Origin of the sequence: Psychromonas ingrahamii 37, assembly GCF_000015285.1 — a bacterium.
Lineage (GTDB): Bacteria > Pseudomonadota > Gammaproteobacteria > Enterobacterales > Psychromonadaceae > Psychromonas > Psychromonas ingrahamii.
Map to the genome: position 1 here is coordinate 99,187 of NC_008709.1, position 18,775 is coordinate 117,961.

Annotated in this window: 17 protein-coding genes; 6 read left to right on the forward strand and 11 right to left on the reverse strand. The window is 39.7% G+C overall.

All coding sequences use genetic code 11. The features are described from left to right. Window positions 1-153: 153 nt before the first annotated feature. The 7 genes from aroE to PING_RS00455 form a co-directional block, all read right to left on the reverse strand. Window positions 154-972, reverse strand: a complete 819-nt coding sequence (gene aroE / locus PING_RS00425) for a shikimate dehydrogenase (RefSeq protein WP_011768504.1) — start codon at window positions 970-972, stop codon at window positions 154-156. Window positions 973-1,064: 92 nt separating this feature from the next. Then, on the reverse strand, window positions 1,065-1,631 hold the full coding sequence (locus PING_RS00430; protein ID WP_041765697.1) for an L-threonylcarbamoyladenylate synthase: 567 nt from the start codon (window positions 1,629-1,631) through the stop codon (window positions 1,065-1,067). A gap of 14 nt (window positions 1,632-1,645) precedes the next feature. After that, window positions 1,646-2,155 (reverse strand): 5-(carboxyamino)imidazole ribonucleotide mutase, encoded by a 510-nt coding sequence (purE, locus tag PING_RS00435; protein WP_011768506.1) that lies wholly within the window; start codon window positions 2,153-2,155, stop codon window positions 1,646-1,648. 51 nt (window positions 2,156-2,206) lie between these two features. Further along, window positions 2,207-2,770, reverse strand: coding sequence for a DNA topoisomerase family protein (locus PING_RS00440; RefSeq protein WP_011768507.1), 564 nt, complete (start codon window positions 2,768-2,770; stop codon window positions 2,207-2,209). A 1-nt stretch (window position 2,771) separates the two neighbouring features. Continuing rightward, complete coding sequence (locus PING_RS00445) at window positions 2,772-3,245, reverse strand: DUF494 domain-containing protein (RefSeq protein WP_011768508.1); 474 nt, start codon at window positions 3,243-3,245, stop codon at window positions 2,772-2,774. A 45-nt stretch (window positions 3,246-3,290) separates the two neighbouring features. Next, window positions 3,291-4,349 carry a DNA-processing protein DprA gene (gene dprA, locus PING_RS00450; protein WP_011768509.1) on the reverse strand — a complete coding sequence of 353 codons (1,059 nt, stop codon included), beginning with the start codon at window positions 4,347-4,349 and terminating at the stop codon, window positions 3,291-3,293. A gap of 122 nt (window positions 4,350-4,471) precedes the next feature. Next, window positions 4,472-5,554 carry a LysM peptidoglycan-binding domain-containing protein gene (locus PING_RS00455; protein WP_011768510.1) on the reverse strand — a complete coding sequence of 361 codons (1,083 nt, stop codon included), beginning with the start codon at window positions 5,552-5,554 and terminating at the stop codon, window positions 4,472-4,474. A 98-nt stretch (window positions 5,555-5,652) separates the two neighbouring features. On the opposite strand from PING_RS00455, the gene def reads away from it, so the two are divergent. From def to PING_RS00480, 5 genes are all read left to right on the forward strand, one after another. Beyond that, window positions 5,653-6,156, forward strand: a complete 504-nt coding sequence (gene def, locus PING_RS00460) for a peptide deformylase (protein WP_011768511.1) — start codon at window positions 5,653-5,655, stop codon at window positions 6,154-6,156. 94 nt (window positions 6,157-6,250) lie between these two features. Next, on the forward strand, window positions 6,251-7,201 hold the full coding sequence (gene fmt, locus PING_RS00465) for a methionyl-tRNA formyltransferase (RefSeq protein WP_011768512.1): 951 nt from the start codon (window positions 6,251-6,253) through the stop codon (window positions 7,199-7,201). Window positions 7,202-7,205: 4 nt separating this feature from the next. Continuing rightward, entirely contained in the window at window positions 7,206-8,516 is a 1,311-nt protein-coding gene (gene rsmB / locus PING_RS00470) for a 16S rRNA (cytosine(967)-C(5))-methyltransferase RsmB (RefSeq protein ID WP_011768513.1), read from the forward strand. 210 nt (window positions 8,517-8,726) lie between these two features. After that, on the forward strand, window positions 8,727-10,103 hold the full coding sequence (gene trkA, locus PING_RS00475; RefSeq protein WP_011768514.1) for a Trk system potassium transporter TrkA: 1,377 nt from the start codon (window positions 8,727-8,729) through the stop codon (window positions 10,101-10,103). Between the two features lie 60 nt (window positions 10,104-10,163). Next, a complete protein-coding gene (locus tag PING_RS00480; protein ID WP_049752934.1) occupies window positions 10,164-11,561 on the forward strand; it encodes a TrkH family potassium uptake protein in 1,398 nt (465 codons plus the stop codon). A gap of 267 nt (window positions 11,562-11,828) precedes the next feature. On the opposite strand, the gene rmuC is transcribed toward PING_RS00480, so the two are convergent. Beyond that, complete coding sequence (gene rmuC, locus PING_RS00485; RefSeq protein ID WP_011768516.1) at window positions 11,829-13,190, reverse strand: DNA recombination protein RmuC; 1,362 nt, start codon at window positions 13,188-13,190, stop codon at window positions 11,829-11,831. After that, the gene (locus PING_RS00490; RefSeq protein WP_011768517.1) at window positions 13,190-13,444 is read right to left on the reverse strand and encodes a hypothetical protein; all 255 of its coding nucleotides are present in this window, start codon (window positions 13,442-13,444) and stop codon (window positions 13,190-13,192) included. The genes rmuC and PING_RS00490 overlap by 1 nt, the downstream gene beginning before the upstream one ends. A 514-nt stretch (window positions 13,445-13,958) precedes the next feature. Here PING_RS00490 and glmS point away from each other — a divergent pair. Then, a complete protein-coding gene (glmS, locus tag PING_RS00495) occupies window positions 13,959-15,794 on the forward strand; it encodes a glutamine--fructose-6-phosphate transaminase (isomerizing) (protein ID WP_011768518.1) in 1,836 nt (611 codons plus the stop codon). Window positions 15,795-16,109: 315 nt separating this feature from the next. Here the strand turns inward: glmS and tal are convergent, their stop codons facing one another. Together tal and PING_RS00505 are read right to left on the reverse strand one after the other, a co-directional pair. Continuing rightward, complete coding sequence (gene tal / locus PING_RS00500; RefSeq protein ID WP_011768519.1) at window positions 16,110-17,060, reverse strand: transaldolase; 951 nt, start codon at window positions 17,058-17,060, stop codon at window positions 16,110-16,112. A 350-nt stretch (window positions 17,061-17,410) separates the two neighbouring features. Continuing rightward, window positions 17,411-18,391, reverse strand: a complete 981-nt coding sequence (locus tag PING_RS00505; RefSeq protein WP_011768520.1) for a sugar-binding transcriptional regulator — start codon at window positions 18,389-18,391, stop codon at window positions 17,411-17,413. Window positions 18,392-18,775: the final 384 nt, after the last annotated feature.

Below are 18,775 nucleotides of genomic sequence, written 5' to 3' on the forward strand. Positions count from 1 at the left end.
TTTCTCTTTTTATGAATTAGCCTGCTTAGGCCAACTTTAGCGGCACTAACTTACGATTTAAAATTTCCTGATTACTTATAGCAAATCCAATAATTTGTTATCTATTTTTCTTTGTTCAAATAGAAGCTTCATTAACCAATTTGGTGTTATTTACTAAGTCGCTAAATGATGACGTAATTCATTTAACACTTGTTTCGCATCAGGCTTTACTCCACGCCAAATCGCAAAACTTTCTGCTGCTTGTCCAACTAACATACCCAACCCGTCAAGGATAAATTTTGCACCCTGCTCTTTTGCCCAGGCATTAAAGGGGGTTACTTGTGCGCTATACATCATGTCGTATATTGTAGTTTCAGGTCGAATCAATTTAGTACCGATTAGAGGCACTTCACCATGTAAACTCGCAGATGTTGAATTGATGATTAAATCGAACTCACCTGATAATTCTGAAAATTCACAAGCAGATATATTGCCTAGTTTTGTGAATATTGTTGTGAGGGTTTGTGCTTTTGAAAAGGTACGGTTCGCGATTATCAGCTCTTTTGGGTGTTCAGCTAATAACGGTCCACAGACTCCTCGAGCAGCTCCTCCTGCTCCAATTAACAAAATACGAGACCCCTTAAGCGTTACATTATTGTTCTTAAGATCTAATACCAATCCAGCGCCATCGGTATTATCCCCAATGATAATACCGTCATCGGTTAATTTCAAAGTATTTACCGCACCGGCCAATGCTGCCCGTTCTGTTAACTGTTGTGCGTATTGGTATGCCTGCTCTTTAAAGGGGGCTGTAATATTACAACCTTTTCCTTGTTCTAAAAAAAAGTCTTTTAAAGCAGTTTTAAAATCATCTGTTGCTGGTTCAATTGCACTGTAAACTATCTTTTCTTGTGTTTGCTGTGCAAATAAAGTGTGAATAAAGGGGGACTTACTTTGTTTAATTGGATTGCCAAAGACGGCATAGTTATCCATGTGGACTCCAAAATAGTTGATGATTTTTAAATAACAGATAATTTCACATTTTAAAATTACCAGTGAAAATTTACCGTGCACAAGACAGTTAGCTATCGCAACCGTTTTCCAGTCGATGCATGAAAAATTTGTGTTGGGGTTGATAGCCCAGAAACAGGGGCATCGATAACTAAGTTCAATAAGGTATTACTTTTGAACATTTTATTAACTTGCTGGCTACTTAAGGCGGCTTCTAAACTGGATAAATTGGCGCTGGTCGAGATGATTGGTTTATCAAATGCCAGACATATCTGCCTAACGATAGGGTGAGCGGTCACTCTTACCGCAACGCTTTCAAAGTCACCACTTATCAATTTTGAAAGGTTTTTTTGTGAAGGTACAATCCAGGTAATTGGGCCTGGCCATGTTTTTTTTATCACTGTCAGTTGCGCAGCAGTTAATAAAGAAAAATCAGCATATTTTTCTAATTGCTCAATACTGGCGGCTATTAAAATCAATCCCTTATAAGCGGGGCGTTGTTTTAATAAAAGAATTTTTTGAATGGCAGCTTCGCAGTCAGGATCGCACCCTAATCCAAAAACAGACTCAGTGGGGTATGCAATAACGCCTTGAGATTTAAGTATCTTCAGGGCGTCATTTAATTCACTTTGTTTCAACAAAAGTAACAAATCCGTTATAGGCTTGCTAATTTAAGCTGTAATGCAGCATCTTTTGCAATAACAGCTTGCGCATTTTCAGCACGATTTTCTTTGACGCGTTTTGCCAGCTCGTCATCGGCAACCGCAAGAATTTGCGCTGCAAGATAAGCTGCATTTTTTGCGCCTGCACTGCCAATTGCAACAGTTGCAACCGGTACACCGGCAGGCATCATTACCGTTGACAATAATGCATCTTGGCCGTTTAAGGGGCCACAGTCAATTGGCACGCCAATAATGGGTCGTGTTGTTATTCCAGCAACAGCGCCGGCTAAGTGCGCGGCAAGACCGGCGGCACAGATAAATACTTTACAACCACGATTTTCTGCATCGGTTACATATGCATGTGTCGCAGCTGGAGTACGGTGTGCTGAAGTTACTTTAACTTCAAAAGCGATAGAAAAAGATTTTAATATCTCAATCGTACCTTGCATAACAGGCAGATCAGAATCTGAGCCCATTAATATGGCTACAAAAGGTTTAGTCAAGGTTCTTCCCTCTTTGGGTTGTAGGTTAAAAATTTAGCGAAAAAACAATTATTATATAGGCTTGCCTCGGTAACCACATCCTTTTTTTGGACATATTATGCGAAATGTGCTGGCTGTTTTTCGCTCGACCAAAATTGGCCAGTGACAGTCTGGGCAAAATTGATTGACTGGTTTGTCATTAACCGCATATTTGCAGCTTGGGTAGTTATCACAGGCATAAAATATTTTTCCAAATCGAGAGTGGCGTTTAATTAAATGTCCATTTTTACATGACGGGCAAGGTACAGACTCTTTTTCATCTGCTATTTCTTTTTTTTCAGAAAGTTGTTCTGTATGCGAGCATTCAGGATAAGCACTACAGCCAATAAATAATCCATACTTACCTTGTTTTAGTACTTGTTCTTTTCCACAAAGCGCGCAACGGGTGCCTGGTAGGACTTTTTCTATTTCACTTTTTTCATGCAAAGGCCGCAAATATTTACACTCTGGATAGTTTGAGCAGCCGAGAAAAATACCCTGTTTACTATTGCGAATATGCAGTTCGCTAGCGCACTCCGGGCAGAGTTCTTTGGTTTTTTTATGATGGCTATGTAAACCTTCTTGGCTATTTGGCATATTAATGAATTAATCCATCTTCAAAATCAAGTAACATAGATTCAAGCTGCATAAAGGCATCTTCACTATTTGGATCGTTAAATAAGACCATTAATATTAACCACTTAAGATCAGAAAGTGTTAATTCATCCACATCTAAAGACATGACACAATCAATAACAACTTCTTGTGTGTGAGTATTTAATATGTCAGCTTGATTTAAGTAGGAGATAAACCCCTGACCGTCACAGCTTATTCTGTGCTGCTCAGCCGCACTGTAAATTCGATGTGAGGTTTCTTTTGCTAATTGCGTTTTACTCTCCGGATTCTGTTCATGTAAGCTAGTGAGGTTATCAAGCCATGCGAGTGCTTTTGAAATATCGTTCTTCTGAAAACCTTCTTCCAATAATTCATCAGTGATCTCCTGCGCATCTATTTCTGTGCTTTGATCAATTTGCATATAGCTTTCAAAAAGATACATTATTATTTCAAACATATTTAACCTTGTTTTTTAATGTTGGTGATAAAATGACAACCGCATCTAATTGCTTAACTTTATATAACCTTGGGTTGTGACTGTTATTCTACCAGTTATCTCAAGTTCTATTAACTGATTTTGTAAGGTCGCTACATCGAAACCGCTACGATTCAATAATTGCTCAAGGGTAGTGAGGTGAAAATCAATATGCTTTAAGAGAGGGTGGCAAGGTGTGGCAAGGGATGTTGTTTCTCCATCACTGCTTGAAAATGGGTCACATAAGTGGCTAAATTCATCACATATATCCTGAGTATTCATGACCAGTTTTGCACCCTGTTGAATCAGTTGATGGCAGCCCCAGGCCTCTGCATTATCAATTGAACCGGGCAGGGCAAAGACATCCCGATTTTGCTCTAATGCATAGCGTGCAGTGATTAATGATCCGCTACGTTTTGAAGCCTCAATCACTAACACGCCTAAACTTAAACCTGAAATAATGCGATTCCGTCTGGGGAAATTAGCAGGAAAGGCAGCTGCGTTTGGCCAAAACTCTGATACCAACAACCCCTTTTCTTTTATTTGCTGTGCAAGTTTAAGATGCCGCTTTGGATAAATGTTATTTAATCCGGTACCTAATACAGCAACAGTATGACCCTGTTTGTCAATAGCTCCTTGATGCGCAAGCCCATCAATGCCAATGGCTAAACCACTGGTAATGGTAAAACCTGAAGTACTTAATTGCTGTGCGAATTGATAAGCCTTTTCTTGCCCGTAGGGGGTACAGTTACGACTCCCTACTATCGCAATTTGAGGGGTGCTTAATAAACCAATATTGCCTTGTAAATAAAGTAATAATGGGGGGCTGCTTATTTCCCTTAATAATTGCGGGTAATGTGGGCTGTCGTAACAAATAATATGATTTTCTGGTGAGTTATCTAACCAGGACAGGTTACTTTCAATTAATTTTAGATTCGGTTTAAGCAGCGCTGCTATTTGATTGTCTTTTAATCCGTAGGCTTGCAGTTGATTTCGAGATAACTGTAATAACTGTTCAATTGAATGATAAGTCAGCAGTTTTAATAGCGTGCGTTTATGAAGCGTTGGGATGGCATCTAAAACCATCCAATAGCGACTATTATGTTCATTATTTTGTGGTGAAAATAAGTTAAATTGAATAGTTACCTGCCTTGTTACTATCTGACCCTAAAATTAATCGGGTTAGATAGTAACATGATATTAAAGAACTAAAACGCTAGGCCTTGTATTTTATAATTTGGGGCTATTACCTCGGTGCTGCGCATTATCATAGCGATACTTACTTTATCATAGACTCTAAATACCAATAGTTCACCAATACGCTCTGCGGGTATTTTAATATCAGGGCTTCCTATTTGGTCAAGTTTTGAAGCATACTTTTGATAAACAACGCTATTTTTATTAATTAAAATACCCGGTCCCGACCTTAAAATAGAAAACATAGAGCCTATTTGAACATTATCTCGCTGACCTTTGTTGATCACCACAATATCCCACTTACCAGCTGCTTTTGAATTGTTAAGTGCAGCAATAATCTGACCTTGCATTGTTTTTGGAACTGATTGGGGCAAAAAATAGGCTGGCAGTGTTTCATATTCCGGAATGGGTAATATTAAATCCCCCTGACGGGCTTCCCTTGAGCTGCTTATAAAATCATGCGGAGTGACCTGCTCGGTGCCGCTAACATTTGGGTTTTTAGAGACTTCTGAGAGGCCAATAAAAATCAGTTGCTTGCCTAAAAATTCTTTACTGACAGAATCTATATAGTCTTCACCTAAACGATAAACACCATACAACTTACCTTTATCGTATTGTCCCTGCCCATAAAAGATATCTCCTTCAAAGAAACGAGGAGTTGCCTTTCCATCGCCGAGTAAACGAGGTGCACCAGTCAATAACGCCGGATCAATGATATGGTCTCTTGATAAAAAAGAGGAGATAGAAGCTAAGGGAATCGTTGGGATGGCTGCCTGTTTTTCCTGTAATCTTGGTGTTGGTGATAATTTTTTTAATATCTTACGGGAAAGTTGAGGCTCTCCATCAACCCAAATCAAGGTTAATATATCACCGGGATAAATGAGGTCGGGATTTTTAATTTGACTGTTTTTTTGCCATAAACGTGGCCACAACCAGGGGGAGTTTAAAAAATGAGCAGAAATATCCCATAAAGTATCTCCTTTAACAACTTCATAGGTTTCGGGGTGATTATCTTTTAGAGTAAGGGTGTCGGCGATTGCCACAACAGAAACCACAATACCTATCAAGAAAGCTGTAATTAGGTTTAATTTCATAACAATCCTTGTCTGATGACTAATAAGACTTTTTTTTATATTCGGAAATGACTAGAATTAGAACTCTTTAATACTAACCAATAGGATTAGATAATATCATGGCTTTACTAGAAGTATTACGCTTTCCAGATAAACGTCTAAGAACGATTGCGAAACCTGTAGAACAGATCACGGTCGAACTTAAAAAAACAGCTGAAAACATGATTGAAACCATGTATGAGGAAGAGGGGGTTGGTCTTGCTGCCACGCAAGTAAATTTCCACCGACGTCTTGTCGTGATTGATGTTTCTGAGCAGCGCAATCAAGCAATGGTGATCATTAACCCCGTTATTGTCGAACATTCAGGAGAAGAGATATCGGAAGAGGGTTGCCTTTCCGTTCCTGAAACTAATGCAGAGGTTAAACGTGCCGAGTTTGTTACCTTAGAATACTTAGATATTGAAGGGAAGCAACAAGTATTAAAGGCTGATGGTTTGCTGGCCGTTTGTCTTCAGCATGAAATCGATCACCTGAATGGAAAATTATTCATTGACTATCTGTCACCCTTAAAACAAAAACGGATTAAAACAAAACTGGAAAAATTACAACGACATAACGTATAGGGTTGGCGATACTTTTTTCGGCTGATAATCAGAGTCGAATAGAGTGCAATATAACAACCAAAAAATATTTATCATTTTTACTTTAAGGTTTCTCTTGGAAAAACTAAATATAATTTTTGCCGGCACGCCTGATTTTGCAGCTAAGCATCTTAGTGCATTGATAAACTCCGAGCATAATGTGATTGCCGTTTATACACAACCGGATCGCCCGGCAGGACGCGGTAAAAGATTAACCGCGAGTGCCGTCAAAGAGCTTGCTATGGAGCAACAGATTCCTGTTTACCAGCCCGCTAACTTCAAAGAGGTTGACAGTACTAAGCAACTTGCCGCGTTAAATGCCGATCTTATGATTGTGGTTGCCTACGGTTTATTATTACCGCAATTGGTATTAGGGATACCTCGTTTGGGCTGTTTAAATGTACATGGCTCCTTATTGCCTCGCTGGCGGGGTGCTGCACCCATTCAGCGTGCAATTTGGGCGGGTGATACAGAGACGGGTGTGACTATCATGCAAATGGATGAAGGTCTGGATACCGGTGATATGTTAGCTAAAGTGAGTTGTCCAATTGAGAGAGATGAAACCAGTGCTTCGCTCTATGAAAAACTTGCCCTGCAAGCGCCTGATGTATTAGTTGATACTATTAATAAACTCGTTAAGGGGGAATTAAAGGCTGAAAAACAAGATCCGCAATTAGCCTGTTACGCTAAAAAATTGAGTAAAAGTGAGGCATTGATTGATTGGTCCAAGGATGCCGTCTTTATTGAGCGCTGTATCCGGGCATTTAATCCCTGGCCGGTCAGTTATTTTGTGCTTGACGATAAAGTCATAAAAGTGCGCCAGGCAGGTTTACTTGCGACCAAAAGTGAACAGACCGCGGGTACTATTATTACAGCGAGTAAAAATGGCATTCAAGTCGCCACGGGTGAAGGTATTATAAACCTTGAAGTGCTTCAGTTGGCGGGAAAAAAAGCGCTGCCGGTACAAGATATTTTAAATTCTCGTCGTGAATTGTTTGCGCAGGGTACTTTACTACAGCAAGGTTAATTACATGAATGTAAGAGCATTAGCAGCTAAAATTTTAAATCAAGTGGTAGAGCAGGGGCAATCATTATCCAATGTCTTACCCCCTGTCCAACAGGATCTTTCTCCTAAAGATAAAGCATTATTACAGGTACTTTGTTACGGCGTTTTACGTACTTTGCCGCGCTTAGATTTTTTCTGCCGTTCTCTGATGGACAAAGCATTAAAGGGCAAGCAGCGCGACCTGCACTTCCTTATTTTAGTCGGTTTTTACCAGTTACTGTATACCCGAATTCCCAGCCATGCCGCGGTTGGAGAAACAGTTAATGGGGCGAAAGAACTTAAAAAACAGGCATTAAAAGGCATGGTTAACGGTGTGTTACGGAATTTTTTACGTGAGCAGGAGAGCTTGGTAGAAAAAGCGAATAAACAACCGGCACTGGTTTATTGCCATCCAAGTTGGCTCGTAAAACGTTTACAAGCAGCCTATGGTGATGAGCTGGCCGCTCAGATTATGCACAATAATAATCAGCAGGCACCAATGTGGCTACGGGTAAATGCGCTTCATCATACTCGCGATCAATACCAGGTTCTGTTAAATGATGCCGGACTGCTCAGTTTTAGCTCGGAGTTTAATGATAATGCACTGCGTTTAGAAAAACCGACCGATGTTTACAAATTGCCTGGTTTTACCGAGGGCTGGGTTTCAGTGCAGGATGGCGCAGCACAGCTGGCGGCCCATTATTTAGATGCACAAGCCGGCGATCTGGTTTTAGATGCTTGTTCAGCACCTGGTGGTAAAACAGTGCATGTTCTGGAGCTGCAGAAAAATATAAAACAGATGGTGGCTGTTGATGCAGATGCTAAACGGTTACTGCGTGTTCAAGAGAATTTAGATCGTCTTAAACTTAAGGCAAGCGTTATTCACGGTGATGCATCACAACCGGGCAGTTGGTGGCATGGTGAGCTGTTTGATCGTATTCTTTGCGATGCACCCTGCAGTGCTACCGGTGTTATTCGTCGTCATCCGGACATCCGTTGGTTACGCCGAGAGAGTGATATTGCAGGTTTAGTGAGCTTACAAAAAAATATTTTGCATGCGTTATGGGATAAACTAAAACCCGGAGGTATTCTACTCTATGCAACTTGCTCTATTTTGCCCGATGAAAATGATTTACAAATTCAAGACTTTTTAGAAAGTAGGCAGGATGCCTCGTTAATACCCCTTATTGTGCAGGATAATCTCCAAAACAATATCCAAAATAAAGGACGGCAGATATTGCCTAATGAAGATGCGATGGATGGTTTTTATTATGCAAAATTGCAAAAGTCATTATAAAAGATGCTGCTAATGAGCAATTATGCAAGTCTGTTCATTTACTACTAAACTAAATGACATTTCTTAGCTTGTGGTTATTTGTGCTATCCATCGATCACTTAATTATGTTGTTATAAGTAAAGTCTGATGGCTTTTATTAAATATCTGGTAATAAAGCCATTGCAGCTGGTTTTTATTATCAACCAGATCATTGAAGGATAATAAGATCGCATGAAGATTATTATATTAGGCGCAGGGCAGGTGGGTGCTTCATTAGCAGAGAACCTTGTTGGTGAAAATAACGATATCACGGTGGTTGATTTATCGCCCGATAATTTACAAGAGTTACAAGACAGGTTTGATTTACGCGTTGTTCAGGGGAGTGCTTCAAGCCCGGTAATACTCGCTGAGGCAGGAGCCGAAGACGCGGACATGTTAATTGCCGTGACCAATTCTGACGAAGTCAATATGGTAGCCTGTCAAATTGCTTTTACGCTCTTTAATGTCCCTAAAAAAATAGCCCGTATCCGTTCACAAAGTTTTATTCAATACGAAAAAGAGTTATTTGGCAGTGGTGCTTTCCCGATCGATCATGTGATCGCCCCGGAAAAGTTAGTGAGTGATTACATTACTCAGTTAATTGATTATCCGGGCGCATTGCAAGTTGCCAACTTCGCCAATGGCAAAGTGAATTTAATGGCGATTAAAGCCTATTATGGTGGTTCGTTGGTGGGTAATGCTATTTCTACATTGAAACAGCACATGCCTAATATTGAAGCGCGGGTAGCGGCTATTTTCAGGCGTGGCAAAGCAATTCGTCCACGGGGTACCACTATTATTGAAGCGGATGATGAGGTGTTTTTTATCTCAGCAAGTCAACATATTCGTGCCATTATGAGTGAGATGCAAAAGCTTGAAAAACCTTACAAACGAATTATGATTGTAGGTGGCGGTTATATTGGTGAAAGCTTAGCTAAACGCCTAGAAAAAGACTGTTCAGTTAAATTAATTGAAAAAAATTTAAAACGGGCAGAATACCTTTCCGAAACACTTTCCAACACTATTGTCTTTTGTGGTGATTCATCGGATCAAGAATTATTGACCGAAGAGCACATTGATCAAATTGACCTTTTTATTACAGTTACCAATGATGATGAGGCTAATATTATGTCAGCAATGCTAGCTAAACGTATGGGGGCAAGGAAAGTCATGGTATTAATCCAGCGCAGTGCTTATCTTGACCTTGTACAGGGAGGTATTTTAGACATCGCTATTTCTCCGCAGCAGGCAACGCTTTCGGCCCTGTTAACCCATGTGCGTAAGGCTGATTTGAAGCACGTCTACTCTTTGCGAGAAGGACTCGCTGAAGCGATTGAAATTATTGCCCGTGGTGACAGCATGACTTCAAAAGTCGTCGGCAGAGAATTATGCCAACTTAAATTACCGCCAGGTACAAGTATCGGCGCAATAGTGAGAAATGAGACAGTGTTAATCGCCCATGATAATACTGTGCTTGAAACCGATGACCACGTTATATTATTTCTGGTGAATAAAAAGTTTATCAGCGATATTGAAAAATTATTTCAACCTAGTCCGTTCTTTTTGTAGCTCTGTCATCCTGTGGTTACTCGTCCCCTGCTCTTTATTACCGGATTGGTATTGTCAAAAATGGCAATATTTATGTATCCGCCCATGGTCTTCGCTTTTTATAATAATACCTTAGGTGGCGTAGAATTTTTATCCTCTATTATTATTACTCACCTGGCTTCTGCTCTTTTTATTTTTATGGGCAAAGAAAAAGAATTCTCTCGCTTAGGTGTAAGAGAGATGTTTTTATTAACCACCGGGGTGTGGGTTTTAGCCAGTATGTTTGCCGCATTACCTTTTGTGCTGATTGAACATATTAATTTTAGTAATGCTTTTTTTGAAACCATGTCGGGTATTACTACAACGGGCAGTACAGTACTTAATAATTTAGATACTATGCATCCGAGTATTTTATTGTGGCGCTCCATTTTACAATGGTTAGGTGGCGTTGGTTTTATCGTGATGGGGGTGGCTATTTTACCCTTTTTGAATGTCGGCGGGATGCGCCTCTTCCAGACAGAATCGTCAGACTGGTCAGATAAAGCTGAATCTAAAACGCGCAGTGTCGCAATCGATATTTTGTTGGTCTACATCTTCTTAAGCGTGTGCTGTTTTGTTGGCTATCGTCTTGCCGGTATGGGGAGTTTCGATGCAATAAATCATGCTATGACGACTATTTCGACGGGGGGATACTCAACTTCAGATCGTTCAATGGGAAATTTTTCCAATGCAGCACATTGGAATGCCATTATTTTTATGTTTTTGGGTGGGTTGCCATTTTTATTATTGATACGTGCCTTTAACCAACACAGTTTAGTCACTCTTTTCCGTGATGCTCAAGTCTTAGGCTTTATTAAAGTGGTCTTGTTCTTTACTTTAAGCTTAACCGCTTATTTAGTGTTCAGTGATCAATTCTCCCCGGCTAATGCCTTGCGATTAAGTTTATTTAATGTCGTTTCTGTGGTCACAACCACAGGCTTTGGGCTTGATGATTTTATTTCCTGGGGAGATTTTAGTCTTGTTGTTTTTTGGGGGTTAATGTTTTCTGGTGCTTGTTCCGGTTCAACCTCGGGTGGTATAAAAATATTCCGCTTTCAAATTGCCACCAGTATGCTTAAACGTCAGTTAATGATCTTAATTCACCCTCGTGGCATCTTTCCGCAACGTTACAATAATCGCACCGTAAGCGATGATATTCTACGCTCTTTAATTGCTTTTATTTTGGCCTATATGGGCACTATTGCAGTCTCAACCTTATTATTAGCACTGTTTGGCTCAACGGCTATTGTTGCTCTGTCTGCCTCCATTACTGCCGTTTCCAATGTTGGACCCGGCCTGGATCCGAGCATTGGTCCAAGCGGAAATTTTTCAGCTTTATCGGATCCTTCCAAATGGGTTTTAGCCATTGGTATGCTAATGGGACGATTAGAGATACTGACTGTGGTGGTCTTGTTTTTACCTCATTTTTGGCGCCGTTAGTACTGGCTTTTTTAGCCTTATACCGAACGCATTAATAAAGTGATCAGATTTACCATTCAAATTCATCCTGACGGCTTTGTGAGCGTAAATTTACCTTTCAAGAAAGTGATCATAAACTTAATGTTTTGGTATTAATGGAATTTCTATTATTTTGTCGGTAGGGTGCATTCTATGCACCGCAACCAGCCGCAATCGGTGCGCGGAGCGCACCCTACGAGCTGCTTTGCCTGCTGGTATGATCTTGTTTTAGCCTTATTTTCAGCACCGCTAGTCTTGGCTGTTTTTAGCGTGGAAAGCAGAATTCTCTAAATTAGTGCGTTCAACCAAGGTTTCAGGTAAAGGTTTAGTAACTGTTACGCCCATTTCTTTTAACTGTTCCGCTTGTTGAATAAGATTACCCCGACCCTGACTGAATTGCTTCAGTGCCCGATCATAACTGTTTTGTGCTTTATTCAGCTGTGAGCCAACATCCAACATATTTTCACTAAACAAGCGTAATTTGTCATATAATTTACCCGCCTGCTGGGCAATTAAACGACCATTTTGCTCCTGTTGCTCAAAGCGCCATAAGTTATCAATAGTACGTAACGCAATCATTAAGTTGGTTGGACTGGCGAGTAGTACATTGTTATCCAGTGCTAACTTAACCAACTCGGGGTCATGCTCCAGCGCGGTGATAAAAGCGGGTTCAACGGCCACAAATAATAAAACATAATCAAGGGTATTACTGCCAATCAAATTCTGATAATTCTTTTTTCCTAATCCTTTAATATGCTGACGAAGAGAGAGAGCATGTGCCTGTAATGCCTCTTTTTGGGTTTGCAGATCATCGGCATTAAAGAATCGCTCGTAGGCGACTAAAGATACTTTTGAATCAATAATAATATTTTTGTTTTGCGGTAATTGTACCACCACATCAGGCTGTAAACGCTGCCCCTGATCATTTTGAAAACTAACCTGGGTTTTGTATTCATGGCCCTCACGCAATCCGGACGACTCTAAAATTCGCTGTAAAATAATCTCCCCCCAATTACCCTGCTGCTTATTATCGCCTTTTAATGCATTGGTCAGATTATTAGTTTCCTGCTGCATTAATTCATTGAGTTTGGCCAGGTTAGAAATTTCATTCTGTAAATTATAACGTTCTTTACTCTCATTAACGTAACAATCAGTGACTTGCTTTTTAAAACTATCTAACTGGGTTTTTAAAGGGTCAAGTAGTTGACTGATACTGTCTTGGTTTAGTTGTTTAAACTGTGCGGATTTTTCGCTGAAAATACGTTGAGAAAGCAATTCGAATTGATTGCTCAGCTTCTGTTCATTTTCCTGCTGTTCTCTAAGGCGTTGAGTGGCGCTCTGCAAATGAACTTCTGTTTCTCTTAAACGTACAGTCAACTTGTTGCTTTGATGTTGCAAACTATCAATGAATGATTGTTTTTCCAGTAGTGTTTGGGATTTTTCAATATTTATATTTTGATTGTGCAGAAGTTCTTGAGCGGTTAATTTTTGCTCAATAAACAAGTGATCCCGTTGTTTTTTTAAACGTAATAAAGCCCAGGAAAAAATAATAATAAGGCTGAAAATTAATGAAGCACTGCTGACGAGAAGCATCAAAGGAGATAATAACATTATGAATATTCAAATTTTTTAAGGTAATTCTTAACTTTTCTGTTAAGACTTTTCCAAACTAATAGATAGATTATATAAACCACAACCACGACTCCTTTATGAATATTGCTGCCTTGGTCTAATTGCTGAAAAGTAAAGCTGTCAGTATAAAAAGTCATTAAGATCAGATAAAAATAGATAATGACTGGAAAAATGAATACTGTCGACAGTTTCCAACTTAATAACAAAAAAGAGATAAAATTACTTCGTAACATTACTTATCCAAAATAAAAAACTAGGGCCTGTTGACCATTTTGTAGCGTCACTGTCACAACATCAAAAACCTACTATACCGAAACTAAGTACTCTTACATAAATTTCCCGGCATTTTTGAGCAGTTTACTCAATAAAGACGCTTTTTAACATTAGAAAACTGTCGGGTGAGGTCTTAGCGGCTGATTCGATCATCTTTCAGTGCGCTAACGACTCCTTTATGATTAAGAGCATGACAGGCAGTATAAGCCGCTTAATGGCATAAATTTGTATCACTCAAATTGTTCTATTGATCAATATTTATCTTATCATTACGTATATCAATACAATTGTTATTGTGCATGTTTATGCGGTTTTCTAATCAAAATAGAATTTTTTTTAAAAAATAACATGCAAAACCACTAAACATGCACTAAAATGCATGGAAATACGATATTATGCATGTTTTGCCGTGATCGTTTTTTAAATACGTATTAATTTATTTTTGTTTATCAATATTGTTTGGAGTATAGCTATATGTGTGGAATCGTTGGTGCAGTAGCACAAAGAGATGTATCTGAAATCTTATTAGAAGGATTACAACGCTTAGAATATCGCGGTTATGATTCAGCAGGCCTTGCCGTTATTAGTGCTGATGGACAATTACAACGAACACGTCGTTTAGGAAAAGTAAAAGAATTAGCCAATGCGGTTGCCGCTAATCCTGTCAGCGGTGGAACCGGTATTGCACATACGCGCTGGGCAACACATGGAGAGCCCTCAGAAGCCAATGCACATCCTCATCTCTCCGGCGATAATATTGTTATCGTCCATAACGGTATTATTGAAAACTACGAAAGCTTACGCGAAACCCTGCGCGGGCGTGGTTATGAATTTCTTTCACAAACCGATACTGAAGTAATTTGCCATCTTGTTGAATGGGAATTACGCAGTGCAGAAACACTTTTAGAAGCCGTGCAAAAGACATTGCCTCAGCTGGAAGGTGCCTATGGCACTGTGGTCATGGATCGCCGTGATCCAAGTCGTTTAGTGGTCGCCCGTTCGGGGAGTCCACTGGTAATAGGCTTGGGAGTTGGGGAAAATTTTCTGGCATCGGACCAACTGGCTTTATTAAATGTAACACGTCGTTTTATCTTCTTAGAAGAAGGGGATGTTGCTGAAATTACCCGCCGAGACATTAATGTTTTTGATTTGAATGGCAAGGCGATTGAGCGTGAAGTTCACGAATCAACTATTGAGCAAGATGCAGCCGATAAAGGCAAGTACAGACACTTTATGCAAAAAGAAATTTTCGAGCAACCCAGCGCATTAATAAATGCAATGGAAGGTCGAATCAGTCATGACAGTGTATTAGTTGAGAGTATTGGTGTTGGTGCAAAAGATATCCTGAAAAATGTAGAGCATGTACAGATTATCGCCTGCGGTACATCTTATAACTCAGGCATGGCTGCCCGTTACTGGTTTGAGTCCCTCGCCGGCGTAAGCTGTGATGTGGAAATAGCTTCTGAATTCCGTTACCGAGATTTTGTCGTGCGTCCAAATAGCCTATTGCTGACTCTGTCACAATCGGGTGAAACTGCAGATACGCTGGCAGCGTTACGCTTAGCCAAGCAGAAAGGTTACATGTCGGCGATGTCTATCTGTAATGTTTCCGGGTCATCTTTGGTACGCGAATCGGATCTTGCTTTTATGACCCGCGCGGGTACTGAGATTGGTGTTGCATCCACCAAAGCATTTACAACGCAGCTGGCTGCCATGCTTATTTTGGTTACCGCTATTGGTAAAGAGCAGGGCACTATCAGCAAAGAAAAAGAAGCAAAGATTGTACGTGCATTGCATTCACTCCCAGCGCAAATTGAGAAAGCATTAGCCTTTGATAAACCGATTGAAGCCTTAGCAGAAGATTTTGCAGATAAAGAGCACACATTATTCTTAGGCCGGGGTGAATTTTACCCTATTGCCATGGAAGCGGCGCTTAAATTGAAAGAAATTTCATACATTCATGCTGAAGCTTATGCGGCAGGTGAGTTGAAGCATGGCCCATTAGCGCTAGTTGATGCAGATATGCCCGTTGTTGTGGTTGCACCAACCAATGACTTGCTTGAAAAAGTTAAATCAAATATTGAAGAGGTACGTGCACGTGGTGGTCAGTTGTATGTATTTGCAGATGAAAGCGCCGGGTTTGAAAGTTCTGAAGGTATGAAAATTATTACTTTACCCAGTGTAGATGAAATCATTGCTCCTATTTTTTACACTGTGCCAATGCAGTTATTGGCTTATCATGTGGCATTAATTAAAGGCACTGATGTGGATCAACCGCGTAATCTTGCAAAAGCGGTTACGGTTGAATAATCATTAAGTTGAGTAATGCTTGTTTTGTCCTATGACGATCAAGTTTTAAATGTTGCATAAAAATTTAAAACCTGGTTAAACTGATTAACAGTTGACCGGTTTTTTTTATGGAAAAATAAAATTATAGACTGAAAGTAACTCAGCTTAATGAGCGTCGTGGTTCAGGAAAGATCTTCGCCAGATTAAAGAGTATGAAAAAGATGATAGTTAGCTCTTCAGGTGAAACGGTAAGTTGAACCAAAGCCACTCATTTTCTGTTTACTCTTAATGTAAGGCAAAAAAAGCGGCTTATTAGCCGCTTTATGATGAAAACTGTTATAGAAGATCTGCAATCATGGTTTCAAGCTTACCCTGATCAACCGCAAAGTTTCGAATACCCTCAGCTAATTTTTCAACAGCCATCGGATCTTGATTATGCTGCCACAGAAAATCAGCATGAGTCATTTTTTCAGGAGATGCTTTGAGTAATACATCTTCCGTCAGTTTTTCAATAACGTCACCGCTGCTATCTTTTAGTTCCTGCAACAATTGCGGGCTGATTGTAAGGCGATCGCAACCGGCTAATTCCAGTATTTCATCTACATTTCGGAAGCTTGCACCCATCACAACTGTCTTATAACCATGCTCTTTGTAGTAGTTGTAAATATTAGAAACGGAGATAACACCAGGATCTTCAACGCCCGCAAAACTTTTTCCTTCTTTGGCCTTATACCAATCCATAATACGACCAACAAAGGGAGAGATAAGGAAAACCTCGGCTTCTGCACATGCGCGTGCCTGAGCGAAAGAGAATAAAAGTGTCAGATTACAATTAATTCCTTCTTTTTCAAGGATTTCACCAGCACGGATACCCTCCCAGGTGGAAGCGAGTTTGATTAAGATTCGGTCATTTTTTATACCTGCATCGTTATACATTTTAATTAACTGTCGTGCTTTAAGAACGCTTTTTTCAGTATCATAGGACAAACGCGCATCGACTTCCGTAGAGATACGTCCGGGTACTATTTTAAGAATTTCTTTACCAATATTAACTGCTAGCATGTCGCAAGTATCAACAATCTGTTGCGCTTTATCTGCACTCTTGGATTTTGCATAAGCGATCGATGAATCAATAAGGTATTTATAATCTGCTAGTTGTGCGGCTTTTAAAATTAAAGATGGGTTGGTTGTTGCATCCTCTGGCTGGTATTTAGCGATTTCTTCAACATCACCGGTATCGGCGACTACAGTAGTGAATTTACGAAGTTGATCTAATTTATTGCTCATTTTTATTCTGCCTTAATATTGTGCTTGGACTAGACTCAATAGGATTTACTGCAATAATAGCGATTTATTGTTATGCAGCCATCTGCTGGGAGGTTGAACATATGATTGTATAAAGAACATTTGTTTTACATATACTCATTTTTATACCATAAAATGTCAATATAAAAAGCGAAGAACAGGATCTGGATCACTTTTCAAGTCGGTTATTATTTATGTTAAGCAAAAAGAGGAATTTTGATGCGATAGCTAGCGGAGTTGGTATTTTTGTACTCTTCTATCTTATATCTCCTAATATATTGAATTTGTAAATTTTTTTGGAAAGTACCTTAAATCAGTCCTTATTTTTAGGATTAATCTTCCATATTTAATAACGTCATTGCACAACTTACGCTAGTGGCTAAGATATCTATACTGCCGGTACGCAGTGCACCTGCCAGAGCTAAGGATTTTCTTTCTTCGCTGGCAATGGCAATTACATTTGGAATACGGCGTAAATCCTCGGTGCCCAGACCAATCACCCGATCTCTTAACCGGGTGTTCGCTCTTTGGCCATTAGATTTAAAGAAATCAAAACCACCAATATCACCAATGATACCTTCATTGATGCGCGCCTCTGCAAACTCTTGCTTGGTAAACCATCCGAGTTTAATCATATGACTATTTTTATTCATATCACCGACACCCACCAGAGCATAATCTGCATTTCTAGCTTGTTTTAATGTTTCAGAAACCGTGTTATGAGCAATAAAAGCGTTGCGAGTCTCGGGATTATCAACATAGGCAGGTGCATACAAGGTTTCACTGGTACCGCCAAATTTTTTAGCAAGTTGACGACAGATATGGTCTGCATTAATGCTATCCCCACTGCGATGAGTACCACCAATAGCACAAACAAATCGTGCCTTGCGTTGTGTCACCAGGCCTACATGATCGGCAACGGCCGCGACATTTTGGCCTTGGCCAACCGCGACCGTACTATCGTCCTGCAGGTTGATAGCGAGAAAGGCTGAGACAAGCCCCGCGACCTGTTTGCGCTGCTCTTCGTTATTCGCTTGATCCAGCGCAATAAGGACACGTTTGAGATTGAATTTCTTGATTAAGCGTTTCTCAAGTTGGGCCGTATAGATGGGATGGTAACGTACATTAATCTCAACAACCCCCTCTTCTCGTGCTCTACGCAGCAGGCGTCCAATTTTAATTCTAGAGATAGAAAACTTTTTTGATATCTCTGCTTGAGTCGCACCTTCCTGATAATAGAGGATAGCAATCTCGGTCAACATTTCATGATCGTCAATACCGGGTGTGGTGGAAGTAGTCTTTACTTGAGACATCTAGATTACTCATTAGTTAATTAAATTAAGTGGTGTTCAAATGGTCATTAATCTTTCAGATGTTCCCATAATTTAGTGCTGTTTGGCAATAGACTAAGGTTATTAATATGTGCTTAATCATCTTCGTTTGTGGTTAGTTGATCTTTAATAAAATAAGATTCCAGAAAATATCGTTAGTTTATAAAATGGGCTCTGTTTGAAAATAAGCACTCAACCATTCCGTGTTTTATTGTGTAATAAAATTACAGTTTTTTTGTTTTGTAGTGATTTTAGGTTTTTTTTTGCGCGTATTTAACATGAAAATTCATGCGTAATGCCTATATTTTCATGTTGTCGTTTTGATTTTGTGATCTGTATCTTTTTTTATTGTCGCCTGATATTTTG

Excerpts from the sequence above, each read along its gene's own strand:
- aroE (WP_011768504.1), bottom strand. The coding sequence starts at position 972 with ATGGATAACTATGCCGTCTTTGGCAATCCAATTAAACAAAGTAAGTCC.
- PING_RS00440 (WP_011768507.1), bottom strand. The coding sequence starts at position 2,770 with ATGCCAAATAGCCAAGAAGGTTTACATAGCCATCATAAAAAAACCAAA.
- PING_RS00445 (WP_011768508.1), bottom strand. The coding sequence starts at position 3,245 with ATGTTTGAAATAATAATGTATCTTTTTGAAAGCTATATGCAAATTGAT.
- dprA (WP_011768509.1), bottom strand. The coding sequence starts at position 4,349 with ATGGTTTTAGATGCCATCCCAACGCTTCATAAACGCACGCTATTAAAA.
- PING_RS00455 (WP_011768510.1), bottom strand. The coding sequence starts at position 5,554 with ATGAAATTAAACCTAATTACAGCTTTCTTGATAGGTATTGTGGTTTCT.
- def (WP_011768511.1), top strand. The coding sequence starts at position 5,653 with ATGGCTTTACTAGAAGTATTACGCTTTCCAGATAAACGTCTAAGAACG.
- rsmB (WP_011768513.1), top strand. The coding sequence starts at position 7,206 with ATGAATGTAAGAGCATTAGCAGCTAAAATTTTAAATCAAGTGGTAGAG.
- trkA (WP_011768514.1), top strand. The coding sequence starts at position 8,727 with ATGAAGATTATTATATTAGGCGCAGGGCAGGTGGGTGCTTCATTAGCA.
- PING_RS00480 (WP_049752934.1), top strand. The coding sequence starts at position 10,164 with ATGGCAATATTTATGTATCCGCCCATGGTCTTCGCTTTTTATAATAAT.
- rmuC (WP_011768516.1), bottom strand. The coding sequence starts at position 13,190 with ATGTTATTATCTCCTTTGATGCTTCTCGTCAGCAGTGCTTCATTAATT.
- PING_RS00490 (WP_011768517.1), bottom strand. The coding sequence starts at position 13,444 with ATGTTACGAAGTAATTTTATCTCTTTTTTGTTATTAAGTTGGAAACTG.
- glmS (WP_011768518.1), top strand. The coding sequence starts at position 13,959 with ATGTGTGGAATCGTTGGTGCAGTAGCACAAAGAGATGTATCTGAAATC.
- tal (WP_011768519.1), bottom strand. The coding sequence starts at position 17,060 with ATGAGCAATAAATTAGATCAACTTCGTAAATTCACTACTGTAGTCGCC.
- PING_RS00505 (WP_011768520.1), bottom strand. The coding sequence starts at position 18,391 with ATGTCTCAAGTAAAGACTACTTCCACCACACCCGGTATTGACGATCAT.